Annotated in this window: 20 protein-coding genes and 1 riboswitch; of the genes, 13 read left to right on the forward strand and 7 right to left on the reverse strand. The window is 65.8% G+C overall.

The genetic code is table 11. The features are described from left to right. Positions 1-385: 385 nt before the first annotated feature. On the reverse strand, positions 386-622 hold the full coding sequence (locus ACVWWQ_RS15370; protein WP_099654275.1) for a glutaredoxin family protein: 237 nt from the start codon (positions 620-622) through the stop codon (positions 386-388). 68 nt (positions 623-690) lie between these two features. Between ACVWWQ_RS15370 and ACVWWQ_RS15375 the strand changes: the two genes are divergently transcribed. From ACVWWQ_RS15375 to ACVWWQ_RS15395, 5 genes are all read left to right on the forward strand, one after another. Further along, entirely contained in the window at positions 691-2,073 is a 1,383-nt protein-coding gene (locus ACVWWQ_RS15375) for an L-serine ammonia-lyase (protein WP_133951326.1), read from the forward strand. A 246-nt stretch (positions 2,074-2,319) separates the two neighbouring features. Beyond that, on the forward strand, positions 2,320-3,048 hold the full coding sequence (locus ACVWWQ_RS15380; RefSeq protein WP_133951328.1) for a hypothetical protein: 729 nt from the start codon (positions 2,320-2,322) through the stop codon (positions 3,046-3,048). A 209-nt stretch (positions 3,049-3,257) separates the two neighbouring features. Then, positions 3,258-5,099: an SLC13 family permease gene (locus tag ACVWWQ_RS15385; protein WP_208321631.1), complete on the forward strand. Its 1,842-nt coding sequence runs from the start codon at positions 3,258-3,260 to the stop codon at positions 5,097-5,099. Between the two features lie 793 nt (positions 5,100-5,892). Then, positions 5,893-7,242, forward strand: coding sequence for a phosphohexomutase domain-containing protein (locus ACVWWQ_RS15390; RefSeq protein ID WP_133951330.1), 1,350 nt, complete (start codon positions 5,893-5,895; stop codon positions 7,240-7,242). A 210-nt stretch (positions 7,243-7,452) separates the two neighbouring features. Further along, complete coding sequence (locus ACVWWQ_RS15395) at positions 7,453-8,733, forward strand: nucleotide sugar dehydrogenase (RefSeq protein ID WP_166669770.1); 1,281 nt, start codon at positions 7,453-7,455, stop codon at positions 8,731-8,733. A gap of 282 nt (positions 8,734-9,015) precedes the next feature. On the opposite strand, the gene ACVWWQ_RS15400 is transcribed toward ACVWWQ_RS15395, so the two are convergent. Together ACVWWQ_RS15400 and galE are read right to left on the reverse strand one after the other, a co-directional pair. After that, on the reverse strand, positions 9,016-9,642 hold the full coding sequence (locus tag ACVWWQ_RS15400) for a phosphatase PAP2 family protein (RefSeq protein ID WP_166669771.1): 627 nt from the start codon (positions 9,640-9,642) through the stop codon (positions 9,016-9,018). A gap of 46 nt (positions 9,643-9,688) precedes the next feature. Next, positions 9,689-10,525, reverse strand: coding sequence for a UDP-glucose 4-epimerase GalE (gene galE, locus ACVWWQ_RS15405; protein ID WP_133951334.1), 837 nt, complete (start codon positions 10,523-10,525; stop codon positions 9,689-9,691). On the opposite strand from galE, the gene ACVWWQ_RS15410 reads away from it, so the two are divergent. After that, positions 10,520-12,565, forward strand: coding sequence for a YjbH domain-containing protein (locus tag ACVWWQ_RS15410; protein ID WP_457383463.1), 2,046 nt, complete (start codon positions 10,520-10,522; stop codon positions 12,563-12,565). The two genes, galE and ACVWWQ_RS15410, sit on opposite strands and share 6 nt — an antisense overlap. An 82-nt stretch (positions 12,566-12,647) precedes the next feature. Here ACVWWQ_RS15410 and trmB read toward each other — a convergent pair whose 3' ends face one another. Further along, positions 12,648-13,358 (reverse strand): tRNA (guanosine(46)-N7)-methyltransferase TrmB, encoded by a 711-nt coding sequence (trmB, locus tag ACVWWQ_RS15415; RefSeq protein ID WP_133951338.1) that lies wholly within the window; start codon positions 13,356-13,358, stop codon positions 12,648-12,650. Positions 13,359-13,618: 260 nt separating this feature from the next. On the opposite strand from trmB, the gene ACVWWQ_RS15420 reads away from it, so the two are divergent. The 3 genes from ACVWWQ_RS15420 to ACVWWQ_RS15430 all read left to right on the forward strand — a co-directional run bounded on the left by ACVWWQ_RS15420 (position 13,619) and on the right by ACVWWQ_RS15430 (position 17,233). After that, the gene (locus tag ACVWWQ_RS15420; RefSeq protein ID WP_133951340.1) at positions 13,619-15,283 is read left to right on the forward strand and encodes an APC family permease; all 1,665 of its coding nucleotides are present in this window, start codon (positions 13,619-13,621) and stop codon (positions 15,281-15,283) included. A 331-nt stretch (positions 15,284-15,614) separates the two neighbouring features. Then, on the forward strand, positions 15,615-16,943 hold the full coding sequence (locus ACVWWQ_RS15425) for a HipA domain-containing protein (protein WP_133951342.1): 1,329 nt from the start codon (positions 15,615-15,617) through the stop codon (positions 16,941-16,943). Further along, positions 16,940-17,233 (forward strand): helix-turn-helix domain-containing protein, encoded by a 294-nt coding sequence (locus tag ACVWWQ_RS15430; RefSeq protein ID WP_133951344.1) that lies wholly within the window; start codon positions 16,940-16,942, stop codon positions 17,231-17,233. The genes ACVWWQ_RS15425 and ACVWWQ_RS15430 overlap by 4 nt, the downstream gene beginning before the upstream one ends. 18 nt (positions 17,234-17,251) lie before the next feature. On the opposite strand, the gene ACVWWQ_RS15435 is transcribed toward ACVWWQ_RS15430, so the two are convergent. The 3 genes from ACVWWQ_RS15435 to metX form a co-directional block, all read right to left on the reverse strand. Then, positions 17,252-18,334, reverse strand: coding sequence for a homoserine dehydrogenase family protein (locus ACVWWQ_RS15435; RefSeq protein ID WP_133951346.1), 1,083 nt, complete (start codon positions 18,332-18,334; stop codon positions 17,252-17,254). Next, entirely contained in the window at positions 18,331-19,518 is a 1,188-nt protein-coding gene (gene metB / locus ACVWWQ_RS15440) for a cystathionine gamma-synthase (RefSeq protein WP_133951348.1), read from the reverse strand. Before metB ends, ACVWWQ_RS15435 begins: the two co-directional genes overlap by 4 nt. Positions 19,519-19,660: 142 nt before the next feature. Then, positions 19,661-20,695: a homoserine O-succinyltransferase MetX gene (gene metX / locus ACVWWQ_RS15445; protein WP_133951350.1), complete on the reverse strand. Its 1,035-nt coding sequence runs from the start codon at positions 20,693-20,695 to the stop codon at positions 19,661-19,663. Positions 20,696-20,782: 87 nt separating this feature from the next. Continuing rightward, positions 20,783-20,898, reverse strand: a riboswitch (SAM riboswitch). Positions 20,899-21,212: 314 nt separating this feature from the next. Here metX and ACVWWQ_RS15450 point away from each other — a divergent pair. The 4 genes from ACVWWQ_RS15450 to fusA all read left to right on the forward strand — a co-directional run bounded on the left by ACVWWQ_RS15450 (position 21,213) and on the right by fusA (position 25,353). Then, complete coding sequence (locus tag ACVWWQ_RS15450) at positions 21,213-21,947, forward strand: 2OG-Fe dioxygenase family protein (protein WP_133951352.1); 735 nt, start codon at positions 21,213-21,215, stop codon at positions 21,945-21,947. 79 nt (positions 21,948-22,026) lie between these two features. Continuing rightward, positions 22,027-22,389 carry a DUF1304 domain-containing protein gene (locus ACVWWQ_RS15455; RefSeq protein ID WP_133951354.1) on the forward strand — a complete coding sequence of 121 codons (363 nt, stop codon included), beginning with the start codon at positions 22,027-22,029 and terminating at the stop codon, positions 22,387-22,389. 13 nt (positions 22,390-22,402) lie between these two features. Beyond that, a complete protein-coding gene (locus ACVWWQ_RS15460) occupies positions 22,403-23,062 on the forward strand; it encodes a M24 family metallopeptidase (RefSeq protein WP_133951356.1) in 660 nt (219 codons plus the stop codon). A gap of 161 nt (positions 23,063-23,223) precedes the next feature. After that, positions 23,224-25,353 carry an elongation factor G gene (gene fusA, locus ACVWWQ_RS15465; protein ID WP_133951358.1) on the forward strand — a complete coding sequence of 710 codons (2,130 nt, stop codon included), beginning with the start codon at positions 23,224-23,226 and terminating at the stop codon, positions 25,351-25,353. The last annotated feature ends 280 nt before the right edge of the window (positions 25,354-25,633 follow it).

Raw genomic sequence — 25,633 nt, forward strand, 5'->3', positions numbered from 1 at the left:
GTGCCCGCCCTACGAGGCGGCGCGCGCTCAAGGGGCCAGGGTGATACGCACATTCGGAGCGCGTCCGTAGGAGCGCACCTTGTGCGCGATGCTCTTGCGCGTCGCGGCGGAAACATCGCGCACAGGGTGCGCTCCTACGAGAGCGGCGCTTTACGCGAAGGGGCTCGTAGGGCGCGCACTGCGCGCCGGCTTTTGCCTTGGCGCGAAGAGCCGGCGGGCAGTGCCCGCCCTACGAGGCGGCGCATGCTCACGCGGCCAGCCTGCGAGGCGGCGCGCGCTCAAGCAGCCAGGGTGATACGCACATTGGGAGCGCATCTGTAGGAGCGCACCTTGTGCGCGATGCTCTTGCGCGTCGCGGCGGAAACATCGCGCACAGGGTGCGCTCCTACGAGGACGGGGCCAGGAAGGCGCGTACGGCGGCGGCGTCGAAGGGCCAGTCGAGCTCGCGGTTGTCGCGGGTGTCGCGCAGCACGGGGACGCGGGTGCCATAGCGTTGTTCGAGTTCGGCGGAGTCGTCCACCCACTGGCTGTCGAAGTCGGGCGCGCGGGCTTCGGCCATCACCGCCAGGGCAAGGTCGCACAAGTGACAGTAGTCGCGCTGGTAGAGGATCAGATGGGACATGCGGCTGCGAATGGGCAAGGGCTCCGCGTAGAATAGCCGGTCAACCTTCATCCCCGGCAGCAGAGCTTATGGCCGTCAGCGTATTCGACCTGTTCAAGATCGGCATCGGACCTTCCTCCTCGCACACGGTGGGGCCGATGCGCGCCGCCGCGCGGTTCGCCGAACGCTGGCTGGACGAGAAAGGCGTGCTGGATCGCGTGGTGCGCGTGCGCGCCGAGCTGTACGGCTCGCTGGCCATGACCGGTCGCGGCCACGGCACCGACAAGGCGGTGCTGCTTGGCTTTGAAGGACAGCATCCGGACACCGTCGATCCCGATCAGATCCCGGCGACGCTCGAGCGCATCCGCAGCAGCGCGCGGCTGCGCGTGCTCGGTCGGCACGAAATCGACTTCGAAGAAAAGCGCGATCTGGTGTTCAACAAGCGCCAGAAGCTGCCGTTCCATACCAACGGCATGCGGTTCTCCGCGTATGACGCCGACGGCAATGAGCTGGCCAGTCGCGATTACTACTCGGTCGGTGGCGGCTTCGTGGTCAACACCGACGAGGCCGCGGAAGACCGCATCGTCGCCGACACCACTGCGCAGCCTTACCCGTTCACCAGCGGCGACGAAATGCTGGCGCTGTGCAAACAGCACCATCTCAGCATCGCCCAGTTGATGATGGCGAATGAAAGCGTGTGGCGTCCGGAAGCGGAAACCCGCGCCGGCCTGCTGGTGATCTGGCAGGCGATGAAAGACTGTGTCGAACGCGGCCTGCGCTCGCCCGGCACGCTGCCCGGCGGCCTGAAGGTCACCCGTCGCGCGCCCGCGATGCTGGCCGATTTGCGCAACCAGCCCGAAGCCGCGCTGAAGGACCCGCTGACCATCCTCGACTGGGTAAATCTGTATGCACTGGCCGTCAATGAGGAAAACGCCGCCGGCGGTCGCGTGGTCACCGCGCCGACCAACGGCGCGGCCGGGATCATTCCCGCCGTGGGCCACTACTACTTGCGCTTCTGCCCCAAGGCCGACGACGACGGCATCATCGAATACCTGCTGACCGCTGCCGCCATCGGCATCCTGTACAAGGAAAACGCCTCGATCTCCGGTGCCGAAGTCGGCTGCCAGGGCGAGGTCGGCGTGGCCTGCTCGATGGCGGCCGGCGGACTCACCGCGGCGCTCGGCGGCAACGTGCTGCAAGTGGAAAGCGCGGCCGAAATCGGCATGGAGCACAACCTCGGCCTGACCTGCGATCCGATCGGCGGCCTGGTGCAGATCCCGTGCATCGAGCGCAATGCAATGGGCTCGGTCAAGGCGATCAACGCCAGCCGCATGGCGCTGAAAAGCGACGGCAAGCACCACGTCAGCCTGGACAAGGTCATCAAGACCATGCGCGACACCGGCCGCGACATGAAGGACAAATACAAGGAAACCTCGCGCGGCGGCCTGGCGGTCAACGTCATCGAGTGCTGATCCGACGGGCGCCGGCTCGGCCGCAAAGCCTCCATTGCCCGGCGCGGCCAGCGCCGCTGTCACGAAGCTGACGGCAGCCTTGCGGTGAGCTTGCAAGAGCCCGCTCGCGGGCGATGCTCTGGCGCCCCCGCATCCGCAGGGTGACGACCGTCATGTCGAGGCGATGACCTCTGCGACTGCGATCGGCGGGCGGCGCCCGTCACCATGGAACCACCCGGCCATCAGGCCGCTCGCAAGGTTGTTTCCATGTTCCCGTCACTGCTCCATGGCCTGCCCTATCAGATCAATCTCTGGCTGCACATTGCCGCTGGGGCCGTTGCACTCACCACGTTCTGGACCGCGGCGACGACGCGCAAGGGCGGACCGCTGCATCGCAAGGCGGGACAGCTGTTCATGCTGGCGATGTGCGCGATCCTTGCGACCGGCGTGATGCTGGTGGTCCGTCGATTTGCCGACGGCGACCCGACCTCGGGCACCTACCTGGGCTACCTGTTTTTCATCACCGGCCAGGCGTGCTGGATGGCATGGCGCGCGGTGCAGGACAAGGCGGACTGGCGCGTGATGGTGGCGCGCCCGGCCTGGCAGCTGTGGATGTGGTCGTCGCTGCTGGCAGGCATCGCCACGTTGGCCCTCGGCCTTCAGACCGGCAACCCGGTATTGCTCGGCTTCTCGCTGATCGGCCCGATCCTGTTCGCGCGCATGCGGCGCTTCGCCCGCCGTGGCCCGGCGCGCAGCAACTGGCACGTGATCCAGCACTACCAGAGCATCCTCGGCGCCGGCATCGCCACCCACGTGGCCTTCCTCGGCGTGGGCATGTCACACGTCTGGCCGTTGCTCGCCAAGGTATGGCCCACGTTGCCGCCGTCATTGGTGTACAGCTTTCCCTGGTACGCACCAGTCGCCGTCGCCTTGATCGCGCTGGCCATGCTCAACCGGCGCTACGGCAGCAGGGGACGTGCGCTGGCGCGCGCCTGATTCGCGACGCCAGGTCGCGCCAACGGTTCGGCGGCTCTCGTGACGCACATCGCAACGGCGGGCTCGTCGCTTGGCCTGCGGTTCACCAGCTGTCACGCCAGCCCGCTTATACTCCCGGTCATCCAACAGGGACGAATCGACCGCAGCGTGAAGCTTCCACTGCCCCGCCGTATCCATCGCAAGCCGCTGCGTCGCAAGGACGTCAGCTGATGGCGCTGTCGCTCACCCCCGAAATGATCCTGGTGCTGGGGCTGGTGGGCTTCACCATGCTGATGCTGGTGCTGGAGTGGATTCGCGCCGACATGGTGGCGCTGCTGGTGGTGGTGGTGATCGGCCTGACCGGGCTGATCCCGTCCGACCGCGTGTTCAACGGCTTCGCCGGCAACGCGGTGATCGCGATCATCGCAATCATGATCATGGGCGAGGGACTGGACCGCGCCGGCGTGCTCAACCTCACCGCCAACTTCGTGATGCGCATGGCGCGCGGGGCGGAGTCGCGGCTGGGCATGGTGATCAACATGGTCGCCAGCCTGTTCAGCGCGGTGATTCCCAGCCAGGCGCTGGCGGCCTTGATGATCCCGGTCAGCAGCCGCCTGGCCGCGCGCACCGGCGTACCGATTTCGCGGCTGCTGCTGCCGATGGCCTTCTGCATCCTCACCGCCACCAACACCACGCTGATCGCGAACTCGCCGCTGATCGTGCTGAACGACCTGATCGCCAGCGCCAACGTGAACCTGCCGCCCGGCGCGCACACGATCCCGAAGTTCGGCCTGTTCAGCGTCACCCCGGTCGGCCTGGCGCTGGCCGTGGTCGGCGTGGCGTACTTCTATTTCTTCGGGCGCAAGCTGCTGCCCGGGCATGAGGACGAACGACTGAAGGTGACGCCCGGGCGCACCGAAAGCTACTTCGCCGAAACCTACGGCATCGTCGGCGAGACCGCCGAGCTCACCGTCACCGCCGAAAGCCCGCTGGTCGGCATGAGCATCGGCGAGGCGGAGCAGTTGTACGAGGCGCCGCTGATCCTGGCGATCAAGAGCGGCAACGACGCGCGCATGGCGCCGCCGGCCGATCACGTGATCTGGGTCGGCTCGGTGCTCGGCGTACTCGGCCCGCGCGAGCAGCTCAACCAGTTCGCCAACAACCAGCTGTGCCGGCTGTCCACCCGCATGCGCCAGCTGGGCGAGCTGTTCAATCCGTCCCGCGCCGGCATTTCCGAAGTGGTGATTCCGCCGGTGTCGCGCTTCATCAAGCACACCGTGGGCGAGCTGCGCCTGCGCAAGCGCTTCGGCATTTCGGTGCTGGCGGTGACCCGTGGCGACAAGGTGCTGCGCGAGGACGTACGCGGCGTCACCCTGCGCGCCGGCGACACCGTGGTGCTGCACAGCAACTGGCGCGACCTGTCGCTGGCCGCCGAAGACCGCGACCTCGTCGTGGTCACCGACATCCCCAAGGAACAGCAGCGCCCCGGCAAGATCTGGCAGGCGGTGGGCTTCTTCCTGCTGGCCAAATGCCTGGCCCTGTTCACCAACCTCGACCTGTCCGTGGCGATGATGACCGGCGCGATCGGCATGCTGCTCACCGGCGTGCTGAACATGGACGAGGGTTACAAGGCGATCAACTGGAAAACCATCTTCGTCACCGCCTGCCTGATTCCGCTGGGCTGGTCGATGGACGCCACCGGCACCGCGGCGTGGATCGCCCAGGTCATGCTGGATCACCTGGGCGGCGCCGCGCCTTGGGTGCTGCAATTGTGCCTGGCCGTACTCACCCTGCTGTTCTCGCAGGTGATGTCCAACGTCGGCGCCACCGTGATGATGGTGCCCATCGCCATCAGCGTCGCCGTCGCCACCGGCGGCAACCCGTCCGCCTACGCGCTGATCGTCGCCGTGTCCTCGTCCAATACCTTCCTGCTCAGCTCCGGCCACCCCGCGCTGATGATGGTCACCGGCCCCGGCGGCTACAAAGGCAAGGACTTCCTGCGCGTCGGCATCCCGTTGACCCTGATCGTGCTCGCCGTCACCGTGGCCGTCATCAACCTGATGTTCCGCTGAGCCAGGCAGCAATTCCAAACGTGCCCACGCAAATCGCCGGAACACCGTTCGCCCGAAAGTCGTAGGAGCGCACCCTGTGCGCGATGCCCTCCGCCACACCACCACAAACCATCGCGCACAGGGTGCGCTCCTACGGCCCGCTCGTCTGCAAACCCCGACGAACGACGACGCGACCGTAGGGCGGACACCGTCCGCCAGCTCTTGAGCTTCGCCCCCAACCAGACAAAAGCGGCGGACATTGCCCGCCCTACCACCAAGTCGTAGGAGCGCACCCTGTGCGCGATGTCCTCCGCCACACCACCGCAAACCATCGCGCACAGGGTGCGCTCCCACGGCCCACTCGTCTGCAAACCCCGGCGAACGACGACGCGACCGTAGGGCGGACACCGTCCGCCAGCTCTTGATCTCCGCCTCAAACCGGACAAAAGCGGCGGACATTGCCCGCCCTACCACCGCGCACCTTGTGCGCGATGCCCTCCGCCTCCGCCGCCACAAACCCATCGCGCACAGGGTGCGCTCCTACGGCCCGCTCGTCTGCAAACCCCGACGAACGACGACGACGCGACCGTAGGGCGGACACCGTCCGCCAGCCCTTGATCTCCGCCACCAACCAGACGAAAGCGGCGGACATTGCCCGCCCTACCACCGCGTCGTAGGAGCGCACCTTGTGCGCGATGCCCTCCGCCACACCACCGCAAACCCATCGCGCACAAGGTGCGCTCCTACAATTTGACCCGGCACACAGCATCGCCCGGCTAAAATGCGGGATTCGCTTCCACCGTCCGGATCCCGCATGACCACGCTCCCCTGCTTCAAGGCCTACGACATCCGCGGCCGTGTGCCCGATGAATTGAACGAGGATCTGGCGCGGCGAATCGGGTTGGCGATGGCCGGTCAGCTGGGACCGGGTCCGGTGGTGCTGGGGCGTGACGTGCGGCTGAGCAGCCCCGCGCTGCAGGCGGCGCTGGCTGATGGTTTTCATGCGGCCGGGCGCGAGGTGATCGACATCGGCGTGGGCGGGACCGAGGAGGTCTACTTCCAGACCGATCACCTAGGCGCTGCCGGCGGCGTGATGATCACCGCCAGCCACAATCCGATGGACTACAACGGCATGAAACTGGTGCGCGAAGGCTCGCGCCCGATCAGCGGCGACAGCGGCCTGTTCGCGATCCGCGACTTCGCCGCCAGCCATCAGGCGCCGATCCCGACCGGCACCGCCGCACCGCGCGTGATGACCGACAAATCCGCCTACATCAAGCACCTGCTCGGCTACACCCAGCGCGACCGGCTGAAGCCGCTGAAGATCGTGGTCAACGCCGGCAACGGTGGCGCCGGCCTGATCGTCGACCAGCTTGCCCCGCACCTGCCGTTCGACTTCATCCGCATCCAGCACGAACCGGACGGCCATTTCCCCCATGGCATTCCCAACCCGCTGCTACCCGAATGCCGCGCCGCCACCGCCGACGCGGTGCGCGCCCATGGCGCCGACTTCGGCGTAGCTTGGGATGGCGACTTCGACCGCTGCTTCTTCTTCGACGCCGATGGCCGCTTCATCGAGGGCTATTACCTGGTCGGCCTGCTGGCCACCGCGCTGCTCGTGCGTCACCCCGGCGGCAAGATCATCCACGACCCGCGACTGACCTGGAACACCATCGAGATGGTGCAGCAAGCCGGTGGCATTCCGGTGCTGAGCAAGACCGGCCATGCCTTCATCAAGGAACGCATGCGCGCCGAAAACGCCATCTACGGCGGCGAGATGAGTGCCCACCACTACTTCCGCGACTTCGCCTACTGCGACTCCGGCATGATCCCGTGGCTGCTGATCGCCGAACTGGTCAGCAGCAGCGGCCTGTCCCTGGCTGAACTGGTCGAAGACCGCATGCGCGCCTTCCCCTGCAGCGGCGAAATCAACTTCAAGGTCAGCGACGCAGCCGCCGCCACCGCGCGAGTCATGGCCCACTACGCCAACCTCGCCCCTGCGCTCGACCACACCGACGGCATCAGCGCCGACTTCGGCACCTGGCGCTTCAACCTGCGCAGCTCCAACACCGAACCGCTCCTGCGCCTCAACGTGGAATCCCGCGCCGACGAAGCGCTGATGCGCGAACGCACCGAGGAAATTGCGGCGCTGATCAACGGCTGAGATGTCCGTTGACCTCATACCGCGCAGCAACGCCGTAGAGCGGACACCGCCCGCCGCTGCTTGATCTGTCATCCAAACCAAACGGAACCGGCGGGCGTTGCCCGCCCCACCGCGCCACCGCCTCTGCACTTCCCGTCGTGATGCCGTTTGCGCCTGCATCCGCGGCAGCCCGCTAGACTGTCGGCTGCTCGCCGGAAACCAGACAGACTCATGCAGATACCCACGTTGCCCTCCACCCGAATCGCCATCGTCGGCCTCGGCTATGTGGGCCTGCCGTTGGCGGTGGAGTTTGGCGGGCAGTTCGACACCATCGGATTCGACATCAGCAGCAAGCGCGTCGATGAACTGCGCGAAGGACGCGACAGCACCCAAGAAACGCCAGCCGAGGAACTCGCCGCCGCTACCCGGCTGCGCTTCACCACCGACGTCACCGAGCTCGGCAGCTGCAACGTTTTCATCGTCACCGTGCCTACGCCGGTCGATGAAGCGAACCGACCCGACCTGAGCCCGCTGGAGGACGCCAGCGCCAGCATCGGCCAAGTGCTCAAACACGGTGACGTAGTGATCTACGAATCCACTGTCTACCCCGGCACCACCGAGGAGATTTGCGTCCCGGTACTGGAGCGGGCGTCCGGCCTGCGCTTCAACCACGATTTCAGTTGCGGTTACAGTCCCGAGCGAATCAACCCCGGCGACAAACAGCACCGGCTTCCCACAATCACCAAGATCACTTCCGGCTCCACCCCGGAAGCCGCCGAGTTCGTGGACGCGCTGTACCGGCGCATCATCACTGCCGGCACGCACAAGGCGTCCAGCATCAAGGTCGCCGAAGCGGCCAAGGTCATCGAGAATACCCAGCGCGACGTCAACATCGCACTGATCAACGAGCTGGCGATGATCTTCAACACCATGGGCATTGACACCCAGGATGTACTCGACGCCGCGGGCACCAAGTGGAACTTCCTGCCATTCAAGCCCGGCCTGGTGGGCGGTCACTGCATCGGAGTGGATCCGTACTACCTCACCCACAAGGCCACGATTCTCGGCTATCACCCCGAGCTGATCCTCGCTGCGCGTCGCATCAACAGCCGCATGGGCCTGTATGTGGCACATCAGGTGATTCGACTGATGGCGAACAAACGCATCCACGTGGTTGGGTCGCGCATCCTGGTACTGGGCCTGACCTTCAAGGAAAACTGCCCCGACCTGCGCAACACGCGTGTCGTGGAAATAGTGCGTGAGCTCGAAGCCGCCCACGCCAGCGTGGATGTCTACGACCCATGGGCCGATCAGGCCGAAGCGCAGCAGAAACTCGGCATCATGCCGATCGACCAGCCTGTCGAGCGCACCTACGACGCCATCGTGCTGGCCGTTGCGCACCAGGACTTTCTCGGTGGTGACGAAAGCCTGCGCCGCTACGGTCGCGAAAACTGCGCGGTATTCGATATCAAGAGTCTGCTGCCTGCAGCCACCGTAGACGGCCGGCTGTAGGCACGCGCTTCTCGCCAACGCATCGAAGGCCATCATGAGGCCGGGCAAAAGTGGCGGGCAGCGCCCTACGAATACCGCGCCACAGAGCATCCTTTTTCGCGCCCCGAATCATCGCGCTACGGCAGAAGCGCACCTTGTGCGCGGTGCATTCCAGTACGGATCGAGAAACATCGCGCACAGGGTGCGCTCCTACGAATCTGCCCACCTCACAGGGCACCCGTACGTGGAAGAGAGCCCGACGGGCCTGCCGGACGTACCGTGGACAGGGAGAAGAACCACGGATCAATGCCGATGCAATTCCCGACGTGTGTGCAACGGACCATCGGCCAGATGCTTGGCCACTGTCACCACGATATCCTGCGAGGGAAAACGGCGGCCGTAGACAAACGGCAAGATCAGCAACAGCGGCAGCAGCGCAACAAGCGGCGACCAAGGCAGTCGCCACGCCGGGCCATGCCGCCACAGCCACCAAAGCGCGCAGGCAGCACCGGTCAAGCCGCCGAGCACCACCTCGGACACGGAGTGTGCGTGAAGAACGACACGCGACCACGCTACTGCTGCAGCCAGCAGCAAACCCAGCACGGCACTACCCACACGCCAGCCGGTACCGCTCTTCCTCGCCAACAGCGCAAACAGACACGGCCACACCAGCGCAGCCATCGCGGCGTGTCCGCTCAAACCCGTGAAGTCCAGTCCCGGCAGACTGACGCCCCACACCATGAAAACCAGCTTGCTGGTGATCACCAGCATCGCAACGCCGGCCGCCAACACCAGCCAGCGCCACGCCGGTGCGTGATTGCAAGCGTCAAACAACAGCCACAGCGCCATCAAACCCATACACGGCAAGATGACTGAGCTGTCGCCCAGCGCAGTGACCTGGAGCCAAAGCTGCCTGATGGCGACTGTCACGAACATGCCTCCCGCGCAGCCATGACTTCACCGGCCTGGCGGCAACTCAGAAGCATGGGTTCGCGTGCCAGCGCCGTGCGCTCTCGATGATCGGCGCAAGCTCCACATAGCGCGGTGACCAGCCCAGCTCTCGACGCGCCTTGTCGCTGGACGCTACCAGCACTGCCGGGTCGCCGGCTCGACGCGGTGCCATCGTGTGGGGAACCAGTTTGCCCGTTACCTGCTCGGCGGCGGCCATCACCTCGCGAACCGAGAAGCCTTGGCCATTGCCCAGATTGAACGTGTGCGCACCGGCCTGACGGTCCATGTATTCCAGCGCCAGCAGATGCGCCTGAGCCAGATCGTCGACGTGCACGTAATCACGTACGCAGGTACCGTCCGTTGTCGGGTAGTCGTCGCCAAAGACTTTCAGCGCGGGGCCGGTGCCGAGTGCCGCACGAAGCACATTCGGAATCAGGTGAGTCTCGGGGTTGTGCGCCTCGCCGATATCGCCATCCGGGATGGCACCAGCGGCATTGAAATATCGCAGGGCCACCGAGCGCAGACCATAAGCCGCATGGGCATCGGCCAGGATGCGCTCCACCATCAGCTTGCTCGCGCCGTACGGATTGATCGGCGCCGTGGGATGATCCTCGTCGATGCGATCACTGACCGGTTGGCCGAACACCGCCGCGGTGGAAGAGAACACCAGCCGGTCCACGCCATGCTGCTGCATCACCTGCAACAGATTCAAGGTCCCAGTAATGTTGTTCGCGTAGTAGTCATACGGTCGGGTCATCGACTCGCCCACCAGCGAGCAGGTTTGAACAGGTCCGAATCCCTCCGTCGTCATTGCACCTGCCTGCTGCCGTTGGCGGGCTGGTTGCTGGCGTGTTCCGTGCATGCGCAGAACGCACCGACGCAAAGCGACTTCGGCGGCGCCGGCCTGCTGCAGACGCCTACCACGCGCATGGCCGACGAAGGCGAAGTGGGATTCACCGCCAGCCGCATCTCGCCGTATACGCGCTACAACTTCACCCTGCAGCCGCTGCCCTGGCTGGAAGGCAGCTTCCGCTACATCAGCATCAGCAACCGGCTGTATGGGCCGGAAAGCCTGAGCGGCAAGCAGACCCTCAAGGACAAGTCGATCGATGCCAAGGTGCGGGTGTGGCGCGAAAGCCATTACCTGCCAACGGTGTCGATCGGCATTCGCGACCTTGGCGGTACCGGCCTGTTTTCCAGCGAATACGTGGTGGCCAGCAAGCGCTTCGGGCCGATCGATGCCAGCTTGGGCATGGCCTGGGGCTACATGGGAAGTCGCGGCGATATCGGCAACCCGTTCTCCCTCATCAGCGACAAATTCGACACCCGACCCGGGCGCGGCAACAATCCTGGTGGACAGTTCAACAGCACCAACTATTTTCGCGGGCGTGCCGCGCTTTTCGGCGGCATCAGCTACCAGACGCCATGGCAGCCGCTGATCCTGAAGCTGGAATACGAAGGCAACGACTACAAGCACGAGCCACAGAAGAACAACCAGCCACAACGTACGCCGATCAACATCGGTGCGGTCTACCGACTGAACCACAACGTCGACCTGAGCCTGGCGCTGGAGCGCGGCCGGGTGGCGATGTTCGGTTTCACGCTGCATGCGAATCTGGCGCAGAGCAAGGGCCCGACGAAGCTGCTTGATCCACCCGTGCCGGAGCGCGCCAGCAAGGCGCCGGTGCAGACACCTACGCAAGTCGACTGGGTGGCCGTGAGCAAGCAGTTGCGTGACAACGCCGGCATCCAGGTGTCGAAAGTCGCCCAGCGTGGCAGCGAAGTGGTGGTGACCGGCTCGGATCACCGCTACTTCTACCAGGCCAAGACCCTGGGCCGGATGGCGCGCGTGCTGGACAACCAGCTGGCGCCGGCGACCGACTGGTATACCCTGGTATTGGAGCGCGAAGGCTTGCCCACCGTGGCGACCAGCGTGCACCGCCAGCGCTTCGACCAGTTGCTGGACCACGACATCGACCTGTCCGACTTCAGTCGCAGCGTGGAACAGAATCCGCCGCTGCCACAGCACGAAGACGTGCTGTATCGCGCGCCGGTCAAGAAATTCCACGGCAGCCTGGCGCTGGGTTACGCGCAGTCGCTGGGCGGCCCGGATGCCTTCATCCTGTATCAGGTGTTTGCCAACTACGACGCGGACTATCGCTTCACGCCCAATTTCTGGTGGAGCGGAAATGTCAGCGCGAACCTGCTGAACAACTACGACCACTTCAAGTACGACGCGCCCAGCAACCTGCCCCGCGTGCGCACCTATGTGCGTGAGTACCTGACCAGCTCGCGGGTGACCATGCCGGTCTTCCAGCTGACCGCCAGCCGGCGTCTGGGCACGGATCTGTATGGCCTTCTATACGGCGGCATGCTGGAAAGCATGTATGGCGGCGTGGGCGGCGAAGTGCTGTACCGACCGATGGGTGAGCGCTGGGCAATCGGCGTGGACGCGAACTGGGTGAGGCAGCGCGGCTTCGACCAGGACTTCTCGTTCCGTCGCTACCAGGTCGCTACCGGACACGTGACCGGTTACTTCGACCTGGGCTACAAGGATGTGCGCCTGGCGCTCAGCTACGGTCGTTACCTGGCCGGCGACATGGGCACCACCATCGACCTGTCGCGCAAGTTCCGCAACGGCGTGCAGATGGGCGCGTACGCCACGTTCACCAACGTGTCGGCCAAGCAGTTCGGCGAAGGCAGCTTCGACAAGGGCATCTATATCTCGATCCCGTTCGACCTGATGCTGCCCAGCTCGCACATCAGCAGCGCCAACGTGTTGTGGCAGCCGCTGCTGCGCGATGGCGGCGCGCGACTGGCAAAACGCTACAACCTGTACGACCTGACCAGCGACCGCGAGAAGGATGCACTGCAGGACAACCTGCAGATGATCACCGAGTAAGTCACGGTGAACTCAGCCGGGCTGACGACCACCATCGTCACCTGATGGATGGCTCCGCCAGCATGGCGGAGCTGCCTCTTCTTCAGACCTTGCGGTAAAGCAGATCCCACACGCCGTGGCCCAGTTTCAGGCCGCGCCGCTCGAAATGGGTCTCGATGCGCCATGCGGGCTTCTCGGCGTATTGCCCCGCGCCCAATTGATTGCGCCAGGCAGGCGCCGCCTCCATCACTACCAGCATGTGCTCGGCATACGGTTGCCAATCGGTGGCCAGATGCAGCAAGCCGTCGGGCGCCATGCGCGAGGCGAGCAAGGCGACGAATTCGGGCTGGATCAGGCGGCGCTTGTTGTGCCGCTTCTTGTGCCACGGATCGGGAAACCAGATGCGCGCCTCGGCCAGGGTGCCGGGCGCGATTTCGTGTTCCAGCACCTCGACCGCGTCGTGTTTGTACACGCGCACGTTGGTGGCGTCACGCGACGCCAGCGCATTCATTACCCGCCCCACGCCGGGGCCGTGGACTTCCACGCCAAGGAAGTCGCGCGCCAGGTCATGTTCGCTGGCCCAGGCCAGCGCCTCGCCGTTGCCGAAGCCGATCTCCAGCACCAGCGGCGCCTCACGTTGGAAGCTTGCCGCGAAATTGCGCGGCAACCCGCGGTAGTCGAGTCCGAAGCGCGACCACAAGGTGTCGAACGCGCGCTGCTGCGCCGGCGTCATGCGACCCTCGCGCAGCACGAAGCTGCGGATGCGGCGCATGTACTCGGGTACGGGGGAGTCAGTGTGATCGGAGGTGGGCATCCGCTTATTGTAAAGCCTCGGGCGATGACTGCCCTGCCCCGACCAAGGCGAACCCCGGGCCGAGGCTGCATTCGGCACGGGTGGAAGCCCGTGTGCGGCAAGTATCGGGCGGCGCCTGGCGGCTACCGCACCGTGGCGGATCGCACGGACCACCGAGCCATCCGCAGCCGACCGTGACCGGTGGCAGGTGGCACGGAGCGGTCAATTCTGCAACTATCAGCCTCTTTTGGCGCGCCCAGACGCCCTCCACCGGAGCCTCCATGTCCCAAGCCAGCCAGATCCGTCGCGACGTCGGCCCTTTCGCCCTGATGCTTACCGGCCTGGGCTCGATCATCGGATCAGGTTGGCTGTTCGGTGCCTGGCGAGCGGCGCAGATTGCCGGCCCCGGTGCGATCTGGGCGTGGGTGCTGGGTGCGGCGATCATCATGACGATCGCGCTGACCTACGCCGAGCTGGGCGCGATGTTCCCCGAGTCCGGCGGCATGGTGCGTTACGGCCACTACTCGCACGGCTCGCTGGTCGGCTTCATCGCCGCGTGGGCGAACTGGATCGCGATCGTCTCGGTGATCTCGGTCGAGGCCGAGGCCTCGGCGCAGTACATGTCGTCGTGGAAGTGGCAGTGGGCAAAGGACCTGTACCACTCGGTTCCCGGCGGCCACGGCGAGCTGAGCACCAACGGCCTGCTGATCGCCGCGGCGCTGGTGGTGATGTATTTCCTGTTCAACTTCTGGAGCGTGAAGCTGTTCGCCCGCTCGAACACCGCGATCACGATGTTCAAGCTGATCATTCCCGCGCTCACCGCGGTGTTGCTGATCATGACCGGCTTCCATCCGGAGAATTTCAGCGTCGGCATCCACGGCGAGCTGCACAAGACCGACTTCCCGTCGATCCTCACCGCGGTGGCGATCGCCGGCATCGTGTTCAGCTTCAACGGCTTCCAGAGCCCGGTGAACCTGGCCGGTGAGGCGCGCAACCCGGGCAAGAGCATTCCGTTCGCGATCGTCTGCTCGATTGCGCTGGCCACCGTGGTCTACGTGTTGCTGCAGGTGTCCTTCATCGGCGCGGTGCCGCGCGAGATGCTGGCCAACGTGGGCTGGCACGGCATCGACTTCAGCTCGCCGTTCGCCGACCTGGCGATCATCCTCGGCCTGCAGTGGCTGGCCACCTTGCTGTTCATCGATGCGGTGATCAGCCCCAGCGGCACCGGCATGACTTATACCGCCACCACCGCCCGCATGCTGTACGGCATGGAGCGCAACGGCACGCTGCCGAAGATCCTCGGTCGCGTGCACCCGAAGTGGGGCGTGCCGCGCCCGGCGATGTGGGTGAACCTGGCGGTGTCGTTCCTGTTCCTGTTCTTCTTCCGTGGCTGGGGTTCGCTGGCCGCGGTGATCTCGGTGGCGACGATCATTTCCTACCTGACCGGCCCGGTCAGTGTGATGACCTTGCGGCGCACCGCGCCCGAGCTCCATCGCCCGTTCCGCCTGGCCGGCCTGCCGATCCTGGCCGGCGTCGCCTTCATCATGTCCACCGAGCTGCTGTACTGGGCCAAGTGGCCGCTGACCGGCGAGATCATCCTGCTGATGGTGGTCGCGCTGCCGGTGTACTTCTACTACCAGGCCAAGTCCGGCTGGCACGATTTCGGGCGGCAGATGAAGGGTGCCTGGTGGCTGGTCTGCTACCTGCCTTCGCTGGCCATCGTGTCGTGGGCCGGCAGCGCCAAGTTCGGCGGCCAAGGCTATCTGCCGTACGGCTGGGACCTGGTGCTGGTCGCGGTGATCGGCCTGCTGTTCTACCTGTGGGGCGTGAAGTCCGGTTGGCGCACGCCGTCGGTGGAAGCAGCGCAGCTGGAAGCCCGACAGGAACCGAATGCGCCCCTGGTGCCGCCGGATGAGGAAACCGCCGAGCGCATCACCGGGCACTGATTCCTTCAATAGGCGTCACAAAACGCGCGGCCACTGGTCGCGCGTTTTTGTTGGGGCCTGGCGTGGCCGGAGTACGCCGGCACCCATTCAGCGCCAGACCAGAACCAGCCCGGGCAGGCCTGCGCTGGTGGTCTGATTGTCGGCCAGCAGTGCAGGTCGTCTCAGCGTGGAACGCATCGACCCCACCCGCGAACCATGCTGAGCGAATGGTTCGGAATACACTTTGTATGACGTTTTACAGGTGTGCTACGCCCATAAAACCTTTTTTAATGGATTCATTGGCAGAGATGGCCTAGGATAAATCCATTATATTGGGTAGCGAGTGCCTGCCGTGCATCCCCTCATCGTGCAACTCCATGTGGCTGGACAGTGGCATGACGCCATGGAACTGAGCTTTCTGCGCCCCGCCGACGGTCACGCCAGCCCATGCACCCTGGGCTACCTGGACACCTATGTGCTGGCGCATCTGGACCGGCTTGGCAGTCCGGCCGCCGCCGCAGTCAGCGCGACGTTGCCGCTGGACTGGACGATCCGCACCGAGCCGCAATGGCCGGCCTTCCTGTTCGACATCGAACCGAGCGGCGCGGCGCGGAGGTTCCTGTTGCAACGCCTGGCGCTTCCGATGCGGGCCGATGCCGGCGCCACCGACTTGCAACTACTGGCCCAATGCACACCCGCGCCGGTGGGACATCTGCGCATCAAGTCCGCGTTTGAGGCACTGGCCGGGCCTTCGATAGGGTTTAGCCCAGGCGAAGTCGTGGCTCGGGATACGCGCTTCCTCGAGTACGCCTATGAGCAAGGTGCGGCCATTGGCGGCGCCACGGGTGCCGGTGGCGAGGCGCCAAAGTTGCTTCTGGTCGAGGATGCCAACGGACTGGTACACCCGGATGCGACGCTGGACGACGCGCAGGCACGCCGACACTGGCTCGTGAAATTCCCGCGCGGTAACGGCGGCCCGAACGATCAGATGATTTTGCGCGCGGAGTATTGCTACTACCGTGCGCTGGCGAAGCTGGGTATTGCTGCGGTCGGCGGTGACACCATGCGACTGGAGGAGGCGACGCGCCCCAGCCTGTGGTTACCCCGCTTCGACCGCAGCGTGGCAGCCGGGGCAGTACAACGCACGGCGGTAGAGTCGATCTACGCGCTGGCCGGCGTGACTCGCCCGGGCAGCTACATGACTCATCCGCAGGCGGTCGCTGCGCTTGCCGCGGCCTGGACCACGGCGGGTCAAACCCACGACCTACCTGCGCTGCTGCGCGAATATCTGCGCCGCGACCTGCTCAACCTGGTGCTGGGCAACAGCGACAATCACGGCCGCAACACCGCGGTGCTGCGTCATGTCGACCGCCTGAAACTGGCGCCGATCTACGATCTGGCACCGATGGTTATGGACGAGGAAGGCATTTCGCGTACAACCAAATGGCCTGCACCGGTAGAAACCGCCGGCGACGTGGACTGGCGCGCCGCCTGTCACACCTTGCGTCCGTGGGGCGATCCAGAGCGCCTGTTTGACGACCTGCGCGAAGATGCCAAGCTGCTGCGCGCCCTGCCGGATGCGCTGCGCGATCTCGGCCTGCCGGATGCGGTGTTCACGCACCCCCGCATCGGGCTGGGCGCACTGGATGCGCGCCTGCGTCGCTGGGACTTGCTGACATGAGTGCATCTATCGCCGATCGCCAGGCACTGCTCGCAGGACTGCAGGCGGAACTGCTGGACGGCCGCACCAACATCGGGGCGGCCGTGCGCCAACTGCGCACCGAACTGACCGGCCTACGCCAGGACCAGTTCGCCGCCATGTGCCGGATCTCGCTCAACACCCTGCAGCAGCTCGAGCACGATCAGGGCAACCCGACCGTGCGAACGCTCAACGCCGTGTTCGGACCCTTCGGCATGCAGGTGGGTATCGTGCCGCGTACGCCATCAACCGATCCCGATATCACACGCTAAGACAACGCTGATCACGTATCAGCCCAGCGCCAGCACGTCGCCCAGCAACGCCTGCGCCGTCACTTCCGGCCCCGCACCCGGCCCCTGGATCACCAGCGGCTGGCTGTTGTAGCGGGTGGTGGTGAGGGCGAACTGGTTGTCGGTGCCGTACAACCGCGCGGCGGGGTGGGTGAGCGGCACTTCGGCCAGGCCGACGCGGGCCTGGCCGCGCTGGTTCAGCCGGGCCAGGAAGCGCAGTACGCAGCCGCGCGAGCTGGCGGCGGCAAGGCGCGCCGCGAGGGTGGCGTCCAGCTCATCAAGACGTGCCATGAAGGTTTCGGTGTCCAGCCCGCGCAGCGCGGCGGGGACCAGATCTTCAACATGCACCTCGTCCGTGCCCAGCGCGTAACCCGCATTGCGCGCAATGATCAGCAGCTTGCGCGCGACGTCTTCGCCAGACAGGTCCGAGCGCGGGTCGGGCTCGGTATAGCCCAGTTGGCGCGCCTCACGCAGCAATTCGGAGAACGGGCGGCTGCCGTCGTACTGGTTGAACAGCCAAGACAACGAACCGGAAAACACACCTTCCAGCGTCAACAGGGCGTCACCGCAACTGCGCAGCCGGCGCAGGGTGGAAAGCACCGGCAAGCCGGCGCCGACGGTCGCCGAATCGCCGTACCGCGCCGCGCCGGTCAGTGCGGCCTGCAGCGTGCGCCAGCCGGGCAGCTCACCGCCGGCCAGCGCCTTGTTGGCGGTGACCACGTGATAACCCCGTGCCAGCCATTCCGCATGTCGTGCGGCCAGCGCCGAACTGGCGGTGGCGTCGATGATCACCCTGACCGGCGCGCCGCTGGCATCCAGCGCGGCCAGCAGGCTGGCGTCATGGCGTGGGGCGCCGTGCTGGCTCAGTTGTTCGCGCAGGTTGCGCTGGGCCAGCCGGACCGGCTCGGTCTGCTGGCGACGCGAATTGGCGGCGCCGACCAGGCGCAGCGAGCTGGCCGATGAAGTGTTCAGCAGCCTCAGCAACGCGCCGCCGACCACGCCGGTACCCAGCAACACCACGGCGATGGCCGGCGCCGGACTGGACTGCGGCAAAACCGTCGGCCCGGCCAACACCGCGTTCATGCGGGCACCCGACGTTTGGACGTCTTTACGGCGATTGCGCGCTCCAGCCCGGCATCGAGATCGCGCAGCAGATCGTCACCGTCCTCGATTCCGATCGATAGCCGCAGCAGATTGTCGGAAATGCCCGCCACCTGGCGCGCTTCGGGCGCCATCGAGGCGTGGGTCATGGTGGCCGGATGCGCGACCAAGCTTTCGACCCCGCCCAGCGACTCGGCCAGCGAGAAGTACTGCAGGCCGTCGACGAAAGTCTCGATGTGCCCCACGTCGCCCTCCAGCTCGAAGCTGAGCATCGCGCCGAAGCCCTGCTGCTGACGTGCCGCAAGAACGTGGCCGGGATGACTGGTCAAACCGGGGTAATAGACCTTGCGCACAGCCGCGTGGGACTGCAGGCGCTCGGCGATCCGTGCGGCGTTCTCCTGGTGCTGGCGCAGGCGCACGCCCAGCGTGCGCAGGCCGCGCAGGGTCAGGTAACTGTCGAACGGTGCACCGGTGAGGCCATTGCAGTTGGCCCACCACTTCAGCTGCTCGGCAACCGCCGGCTCGCGCGCCACCACCGCGCCACCGACCACGTCGCTGTGGCCGTTGATGTACTTGGTGGTCGAATGCACCACCACGTCCGCACCCAGCAGCAGCGGCTGCTGCAGCGCCGGCGACAGGAAGGTGTTGTCGACCACCAGCAACGCGCCGATGGCATGCGCGGCCTGCGCCACGTGGCGGATGTCGGTGATCCGCAGCAGCGGGTTGGACGGGGTCTCCACCCAGACCAGCGCCGGCTTGTGCGCCAGGCCAGCGGCCAGCGCCACCGGATCGGTGAGGTCGGCGAACTCCACCTTGAAGCGCCCTTTCTTCGCCCATGCATCGAGCAGGCGCCAGGTACCGCCGTAGCAATCGTGGGCTGCCAGCACGATGGCGCCGGCAGGCACCAGTTCCAGCGCCAGCGCCACCGCCGACATGCCGCTCGACGTCACCACCGCGCCGGCGCCCTGCTCCAGATCCGCCAACGCGTCAGCCAGCAGGTCGCGCGTGGGATTGCCGCTGCGCGAGTAGTCGTAGGCGCGCTTGCGGCCGAAGCCGTCGAAGCTGTAGTTGGTCGACAGATGCAGCGCCGGCACCACGGCGCCGTGCTGGGTGTCGGTCTCGATACCGGCGCGCACGGCGCGGGTACAGGGGGCGGGCGATGTCATCTCAGTCTCCAGGTGTTTCGTCGATCAGTGAATGCGGGCTGCCATTTCGTAGGGCGGGCACTGCCCGCCGGATTTTCGAGATGCGACGCGGCCGAGGCGGCGGGCAGTGCCCGCCCTACGCGAAAGCACTTGCGTGATGCCGTCATGCGAGCGCTTCGCGCAGCAGCGGTGCGAGTTGTTCGGGTTCTTTCAGGAAGGCGTCGTGGCCGTAGGGGGACTCGACCACTTCCAGCGTGGCCGGGCCGCGCAGGCGGCGCTGCAGCTCGCACAGGTCGGCCAGCGGCACCAACCGGTCGGACGGGAAGCCGATCAACGTGGTCGGCGTGGGCACCTGCTCGGGTGCCACGTCGTGCAGGTCGATCGACTCGGACAGGGCGAGGAAGCGGTCGGCATCGAAACGCTCGACGAAGCGGCGACCCTGGTGCGCGAGGTAGTCCTCGACCGGAAAGTGGAAGCGGTCATCGCGCCATTCCGGGGCGCCGGCAAAGCGGCGGCCGAATTCGGCGCTGCCGCGGTAGGTGGTGATGGCCAGTTGTCGCGACAAAGTCAGTGCCTCGTCGAGCTGGCCGCTGGCCTGGCCCAGGCGCACGATGCCGCGCTGCACGCTGCGCTGGGCGGTGCTGAGCGGGTGCGCCCGATGCGCGCCGGCAAGCAGCACCAGCCGCTCCACCTTGCGCGGGTGACGGGCAGCAAAGGCCAGTCCGACCATGGCGCCGTAAGACGCGCCGATGAAGGCATGCACGTGCGCGATACCCAGCTCGCGCAGCAGTGCGGCCAGCGCATCGGCCTGGTCTTGGCTGGAAATCGACCCGGTGCCGAGCTGCGACGGCACCAGCCAGTCGATCGACAGCACCCGGCAACGGGTCAGGTCGATCGCCGCACCGTCCGCCACCAGTTCCTGCCACCAGCCGGATGCCGCCGGGCCAGCGCCTGTGACATTGCGGTCCGCCGAGATACCGCCCTGCACGATCACGGTCGGCGCGCCTGCGGCGCCATGCCATGCATAGCTCACCTCGACCTCGCGCGGCCCGGAACCGTATTTCGGAGTGAGCGGTAGCAGGCGCGTGCCACGCTGGGCGGTCAGGCGCTCGCGCAGCTCGGCCGATGGCGCAAACGCTTCATCGGCCGCGTCTTGAAAGCGGGTCTCGGTACAGCGGGCTTCGGGCAGCAAGGTCATCTGACGCTCTCCGGTCGGCATCGCCCTGCGAGGCACCGGAAAGGCCGTCATCCATGGCGCGACGGCAGAACGCCGCGAACCGGATCACGCCCATCTACCGGTGGATGCCGAAGCATCCCCGCAGGAGTTGGCACCGTGGCGGAAACGCTCCGCAGGTTGCCCCGGCTTCAAAGGGCCTGTCCCTCAGCCGGTCTCGATGAGTGAAGCGGAGCATGAAGCCTGATTCACCTACTGTCAATAGACGTCTAAACATCTAGACGTAGATATGAATGATCCACTCAAAGATCGAAAACGGACCGGAAATCGAGCCTGGACCGGCGCCAGGACCTGCCCAAAGCTCGCCTCGCCACAGCGCACCACGCCCGCACATGGACCGGCATGAATCAGTTCCATCAATCTGCCGGGACGGATTCCCGCACCGCTCCCCGGGCAACAGCGGATCGCCCCGCTAAACTGCGGGGGAGCGCGCAGGAGTAAACTCGTCGCCGCCAATTCGGCGTCCTGTTAATTTATGGCGATGACTTCCCACCCCGATACGTCCGCGTTGCACACCCGGCTGCAGCGTGACGGCTTTGCCTTTGTTACCGCCGATACCATGCGCGACCTGCTGCCGGCCCAGGCGCTGACCGACTGGCCCGCTTTCGTGGACAGCTGGAACGATCTGGCACCGGATGGCTACCTGGCCGCCAGCGGCCGGCACAGGCGGCGCCGGCATGCCACGTTCTCTGCCGATGTCGATGGCGGCGTCCGCGCCGAGGCGCATCAGCCGCATTACCAGAGCCTGAAGTACAACCCGCTGCAAGGCGACATCCTGCGCTGGTTCGAGCCGCTGCTGCCGGCGATCGCGGAAGGCCCCAGCCTGCGCCGCATCCTGGCCTTCTGCCACGAGTACTTCGGCGCGCTGGCACCGCAGGTGCGCCACTGGCACATCGAGGTGCACCAGTTCCGCATCGAGGCCCGCGTCGACGAGGCCGGCGAACCCACCCCCGAAGGCATGCACCGCGACGGCGTCGATTACGTGCTGGTGTTGCTGGTGGACCGCGAGAACATCGAGCGTGGCACCACCACCATCCATGCCAACGACCACAGCGAAGTGGGCAGTTTCACGCTGACTCACCCGCTGGACGCCGCGCTGGTGGACGATCACCGCGTGTTCCACGGGGTGACCGCGGTGACGCCAATGGACCCCGACCGCCCGGCGCATCGGGATGTGCTGGTGGTGACGTTCCGGCGCGAAGCGGCCCCGGCCTGAGAAATCCGCCCCCTCGCAGGCGCCATTTCAGCGACAAGATGGCACCATCGGCCCACCGCCCGACCCACAGGAATGCTCCATGTCTGTTGCCGCCAATATCGTGATCGCGCTGATTGCCTTACTGCACCTTTGGTTCCTGATTCTCGAGATGTTCCTGTGGACCCGCCCGTCCGGCCGCCGTGCGTTTGGCACCACGGCGGAGTTCGCCGAACAGTCGAAGGCGCTTGCCGCGAACCAGGGCCTGTACAACGGCTTTCTGGCCGCCGGCCTGGTGTGGGGACTGATGCTTGGCAACGGCGGCGCCGGCTTCAGCGTGAAGCTTTTCTTTCTGTGCTGCGTGTTGATCGCCGGCATCTATGGCGGGGTTACCGCGGCACGCAAGATCCTGCTGTTCCAGGCGCTGCCCGCGGCAGTCGCGCTGGTGTTGATCCACCTGGCCTGACGGGACGCCAGCAATGCCCCTTCCCCACGAAGCGGTCGGCCAGCGTTTCGATCCCTTGCTGATGCAACGGGCCCGCGAGCGCAGCTGGATGGCGCTGCACGGCGTTCGCGACCGCATGCGGCCGGGCATCAGCGAGAGCGAAGCCAAGGCCGAGGCGCTGGAGGTATTCCGCGAGCTGGGCTATGACCGGTTATGGCATCCGGTGCTGATCCGCATCGGCACAAACACCACCAAAACGTACCGGCAAGCCTCCGATCCATCGGTGCGGCTGGGCGAGAACGACATCTACTTCATCGACCTTGGGCTGGTCTTTGATGGTCACGAAGGCGATGTGGGCAACACCTTCGTGATGGGTGATGCACCCCGGCAACAAGCCTGCGCCGATGCGGCGCGCACGCTGTTCCACGAGGTCGCCGAAGCCTGGCGCACGCAGGGCATGAGCGGCCACGCGCTGTATGCCTTCGCACAGGAGCGTGCCGCAGCGATGGGCTGGCGCTTCAACCAGGCGACCAAGGGCCACCGCGTCAGCGACTTCCCGCACGCCGTCCACAAGGGCGGCGACCTGGCGGACCTGGATGCCTTGCCATCACGCGGGCTGTGGATACTGGAGATCCAGATCAGCCACCCCACCGAGCCGTTTGGCGCATTCTACGAAGACCTGTTGTCAGACTGACGACGCGCGACCCCGCGCGGTTCCACCGATCGCAGCTGGCCGGCTGCAATGACATGGCGCTGCCGGCAGCTTCCTTCGCGCATTGAATATGTCGGAAACAACCGGCATATGAGCCTTCTGTACCCGACACCGGACGGTGCCGTCACTCTGGAGACCAGCCCGTGGCCCGCAGCAAACCGCTCAACCTGTATCGCAACATCGGCATCATCGCGCACATCGACGCCGGCAAGACGACGACGACCGAGCGCGTGCTGTATTACACCGGCAAGAAGCACCAGATCGTCGACGTGCACGACACCAAGGAAGGCAAGGGTTCGACCACCACCGACTACATGGAGCAGGAGCGCAAGCGCGGCATCACGATCCAGTCGGCCGCCGTTTCCGCGGTGTGGAAAGGCCATCAGATCAACGTCATCGACACGCCCGGACACGTCGACTTCACCATCGAGGTGAACCGCTCGCTGCGCGTGCTGGACGGCGCCGTGGTGGTGTTCGACGGCGTGGCCGGGGTGGAGCCGCAGACCGAGACCAACTGGCGCCTGGCCGACCAGTACAAGGTGCCGCGGCTGTGCTACGTCAACAAGATGGACCGCATCGGCGCGAACTTCGCGCATTGCGTGAAGGGCATCCGCGAGCGCCTCGGCGCCAACGCGCTGCTGTGCCAGGTGCCACTGGGCAGCAGCGACGAGTTCGTCGGCATGGCTGACCTGGTCGCCGGCGTGGGCTACATCTGGGCATCCGACGACAAGGACAGCGTGTGGGAAAGCGTGCCGCTGGATCAGTTGAAAGATCGCCTGAGCTTCGGCTCTACCGTCGACAACGACTGGGTCGCGCAACTGCCGAAGCTGCGCCAGGACCTGCTGGAAAGCGCGCTGGCGCTCGACGACGACGCGTTCGAGCGCCTGCTCGAAACCGGCGAGTTCGACCCGGAGCTGCTGAAGAAGTGCATCCGCAAGGGCACCGTCACCGGTGAGCTGGTGCCGGTGCTGTGCGGTTCGTCGTACAAGAACAAGGGCGTGCAGCAGTTGCTGGACGCGGTAGTCGATTACCTGCCCTACCCCGGCGAGAACGGCGGCATCGCCATGGTCGACGAGGACGGCAACGTCATCGGCGAGCAGGCGGTCACCGACGACGCGCCGGCGCGCGCGCTGGCGTTCAAGGTGATCAACGACCAGTTCGGCACGCTCACCTTCTGCCGCATCTATTCCGGCGTGATCAGGAAGGGCGACACCCTGCTCAATGTCACCCGTGGCAAGAAGGAGCGCGTGGGCCGCATCGTCGAGGTGCAGGCCGATGACACGAAAGAGATCGACGAGGTGCGCGCCGGCGACATCTGCGCCTTCGTCTCGATGAAGGACACCGAGACCGGCGACTCGCTGAGCGATCCGGCGCATCCGGCATTGCTGGAGCGCATGCGCTTCCCCGATCCGGTGATCAGCGTGTCGGTGGAACCGAAGAGCCGCAACGACGTCGACAAGCTGTCCACCGCGCTCTACAAGATGGTCAAGGCCGATCCGTCGCTGCGCATGGAAGTGGACCAGGAAACCGGCCAGACCGTGCTCAAGGGCATGGGCGAGCTGCACCTGGAAATCACCATCGACCGCATGCGCACCGAGCTGGGCGTGGAAGCCAGCATGGGCAAACCGCGGGTCAGTTTCCGCGAGGCGTTCGGCAAGCGGGTCGAGCACACCTACACGCACAAGAAGCAGACCGGCGGCTCCGGCCAGTTTGCCGAAGTGTCGATGATCTTCGAGCCGGGTGAACCGGGCTCCGGCGTGGTGTTTTCCGACGAAGTGGTCGGCGGCCGCGTACCGCGCGAATACATTCCGGCGGTGGAGCATTCGATCAAGGCTGAGTCACTGGAAGGCCAGATCGCCGGTTACGAGGTGGTCGACTTCAAGGCGCGGCTGATCGACGGCAAGTACCACGACGTCGACTCGTCCGCACTGGCGTTCGAGATTGCCACCCGGCAGTGCTTCCGGGAGGCGCAGAAGCTCAGCAAGCCGAAACTGCTGGAGCCGATCATGAGCCTGGAAGTGGTCACCGAGGCCACTTATCTGGGCGACGTGATCGGCGACATCAACCGTCGTCGCGGCACCATCACCGACCAGGGCCAGAAGGGCACGTCGGCCTTCATCCAGGGTTTCGTGCCGTTGTCCGAGATGTTCGGCTACATCAACTTCCTGCGCTCGGCCACCAGCGGTCGTGGCAACTTCTCGATGATCTTCGATCATTACCAGGAAGTGCCCGCCAGCATGGTCGACAAGCTGATGGAGAAGGAAGCGAAATAAGCGGCGACGGCAACTCGCGGCCACCGCCTTCATGAGGATGGACCGGGCAGGCTCGGGACGGATACCGCGCGCCTGCCTCGCTTCGGGGCTGGCTCCGGACGCCAGCATCGTGCGGCCGGCCGGAAGCGAGCCCGACGGACGGCGGCGGTATCAGTTTTTACGCAAATTTTATGCGGCGCCCCCGCTGCGCTCTTCCAATGTGGCGGTCCGGCGACCAGACTTCGCGCCTGATCCATGCCAGGCGTCACCGATGTTCCTGATCGTCGTTCTTCCGCCTGCC

It is taken from the genome of Rhodanobacter sp. TND4EL1 (genome assembly GCF_054061035.1).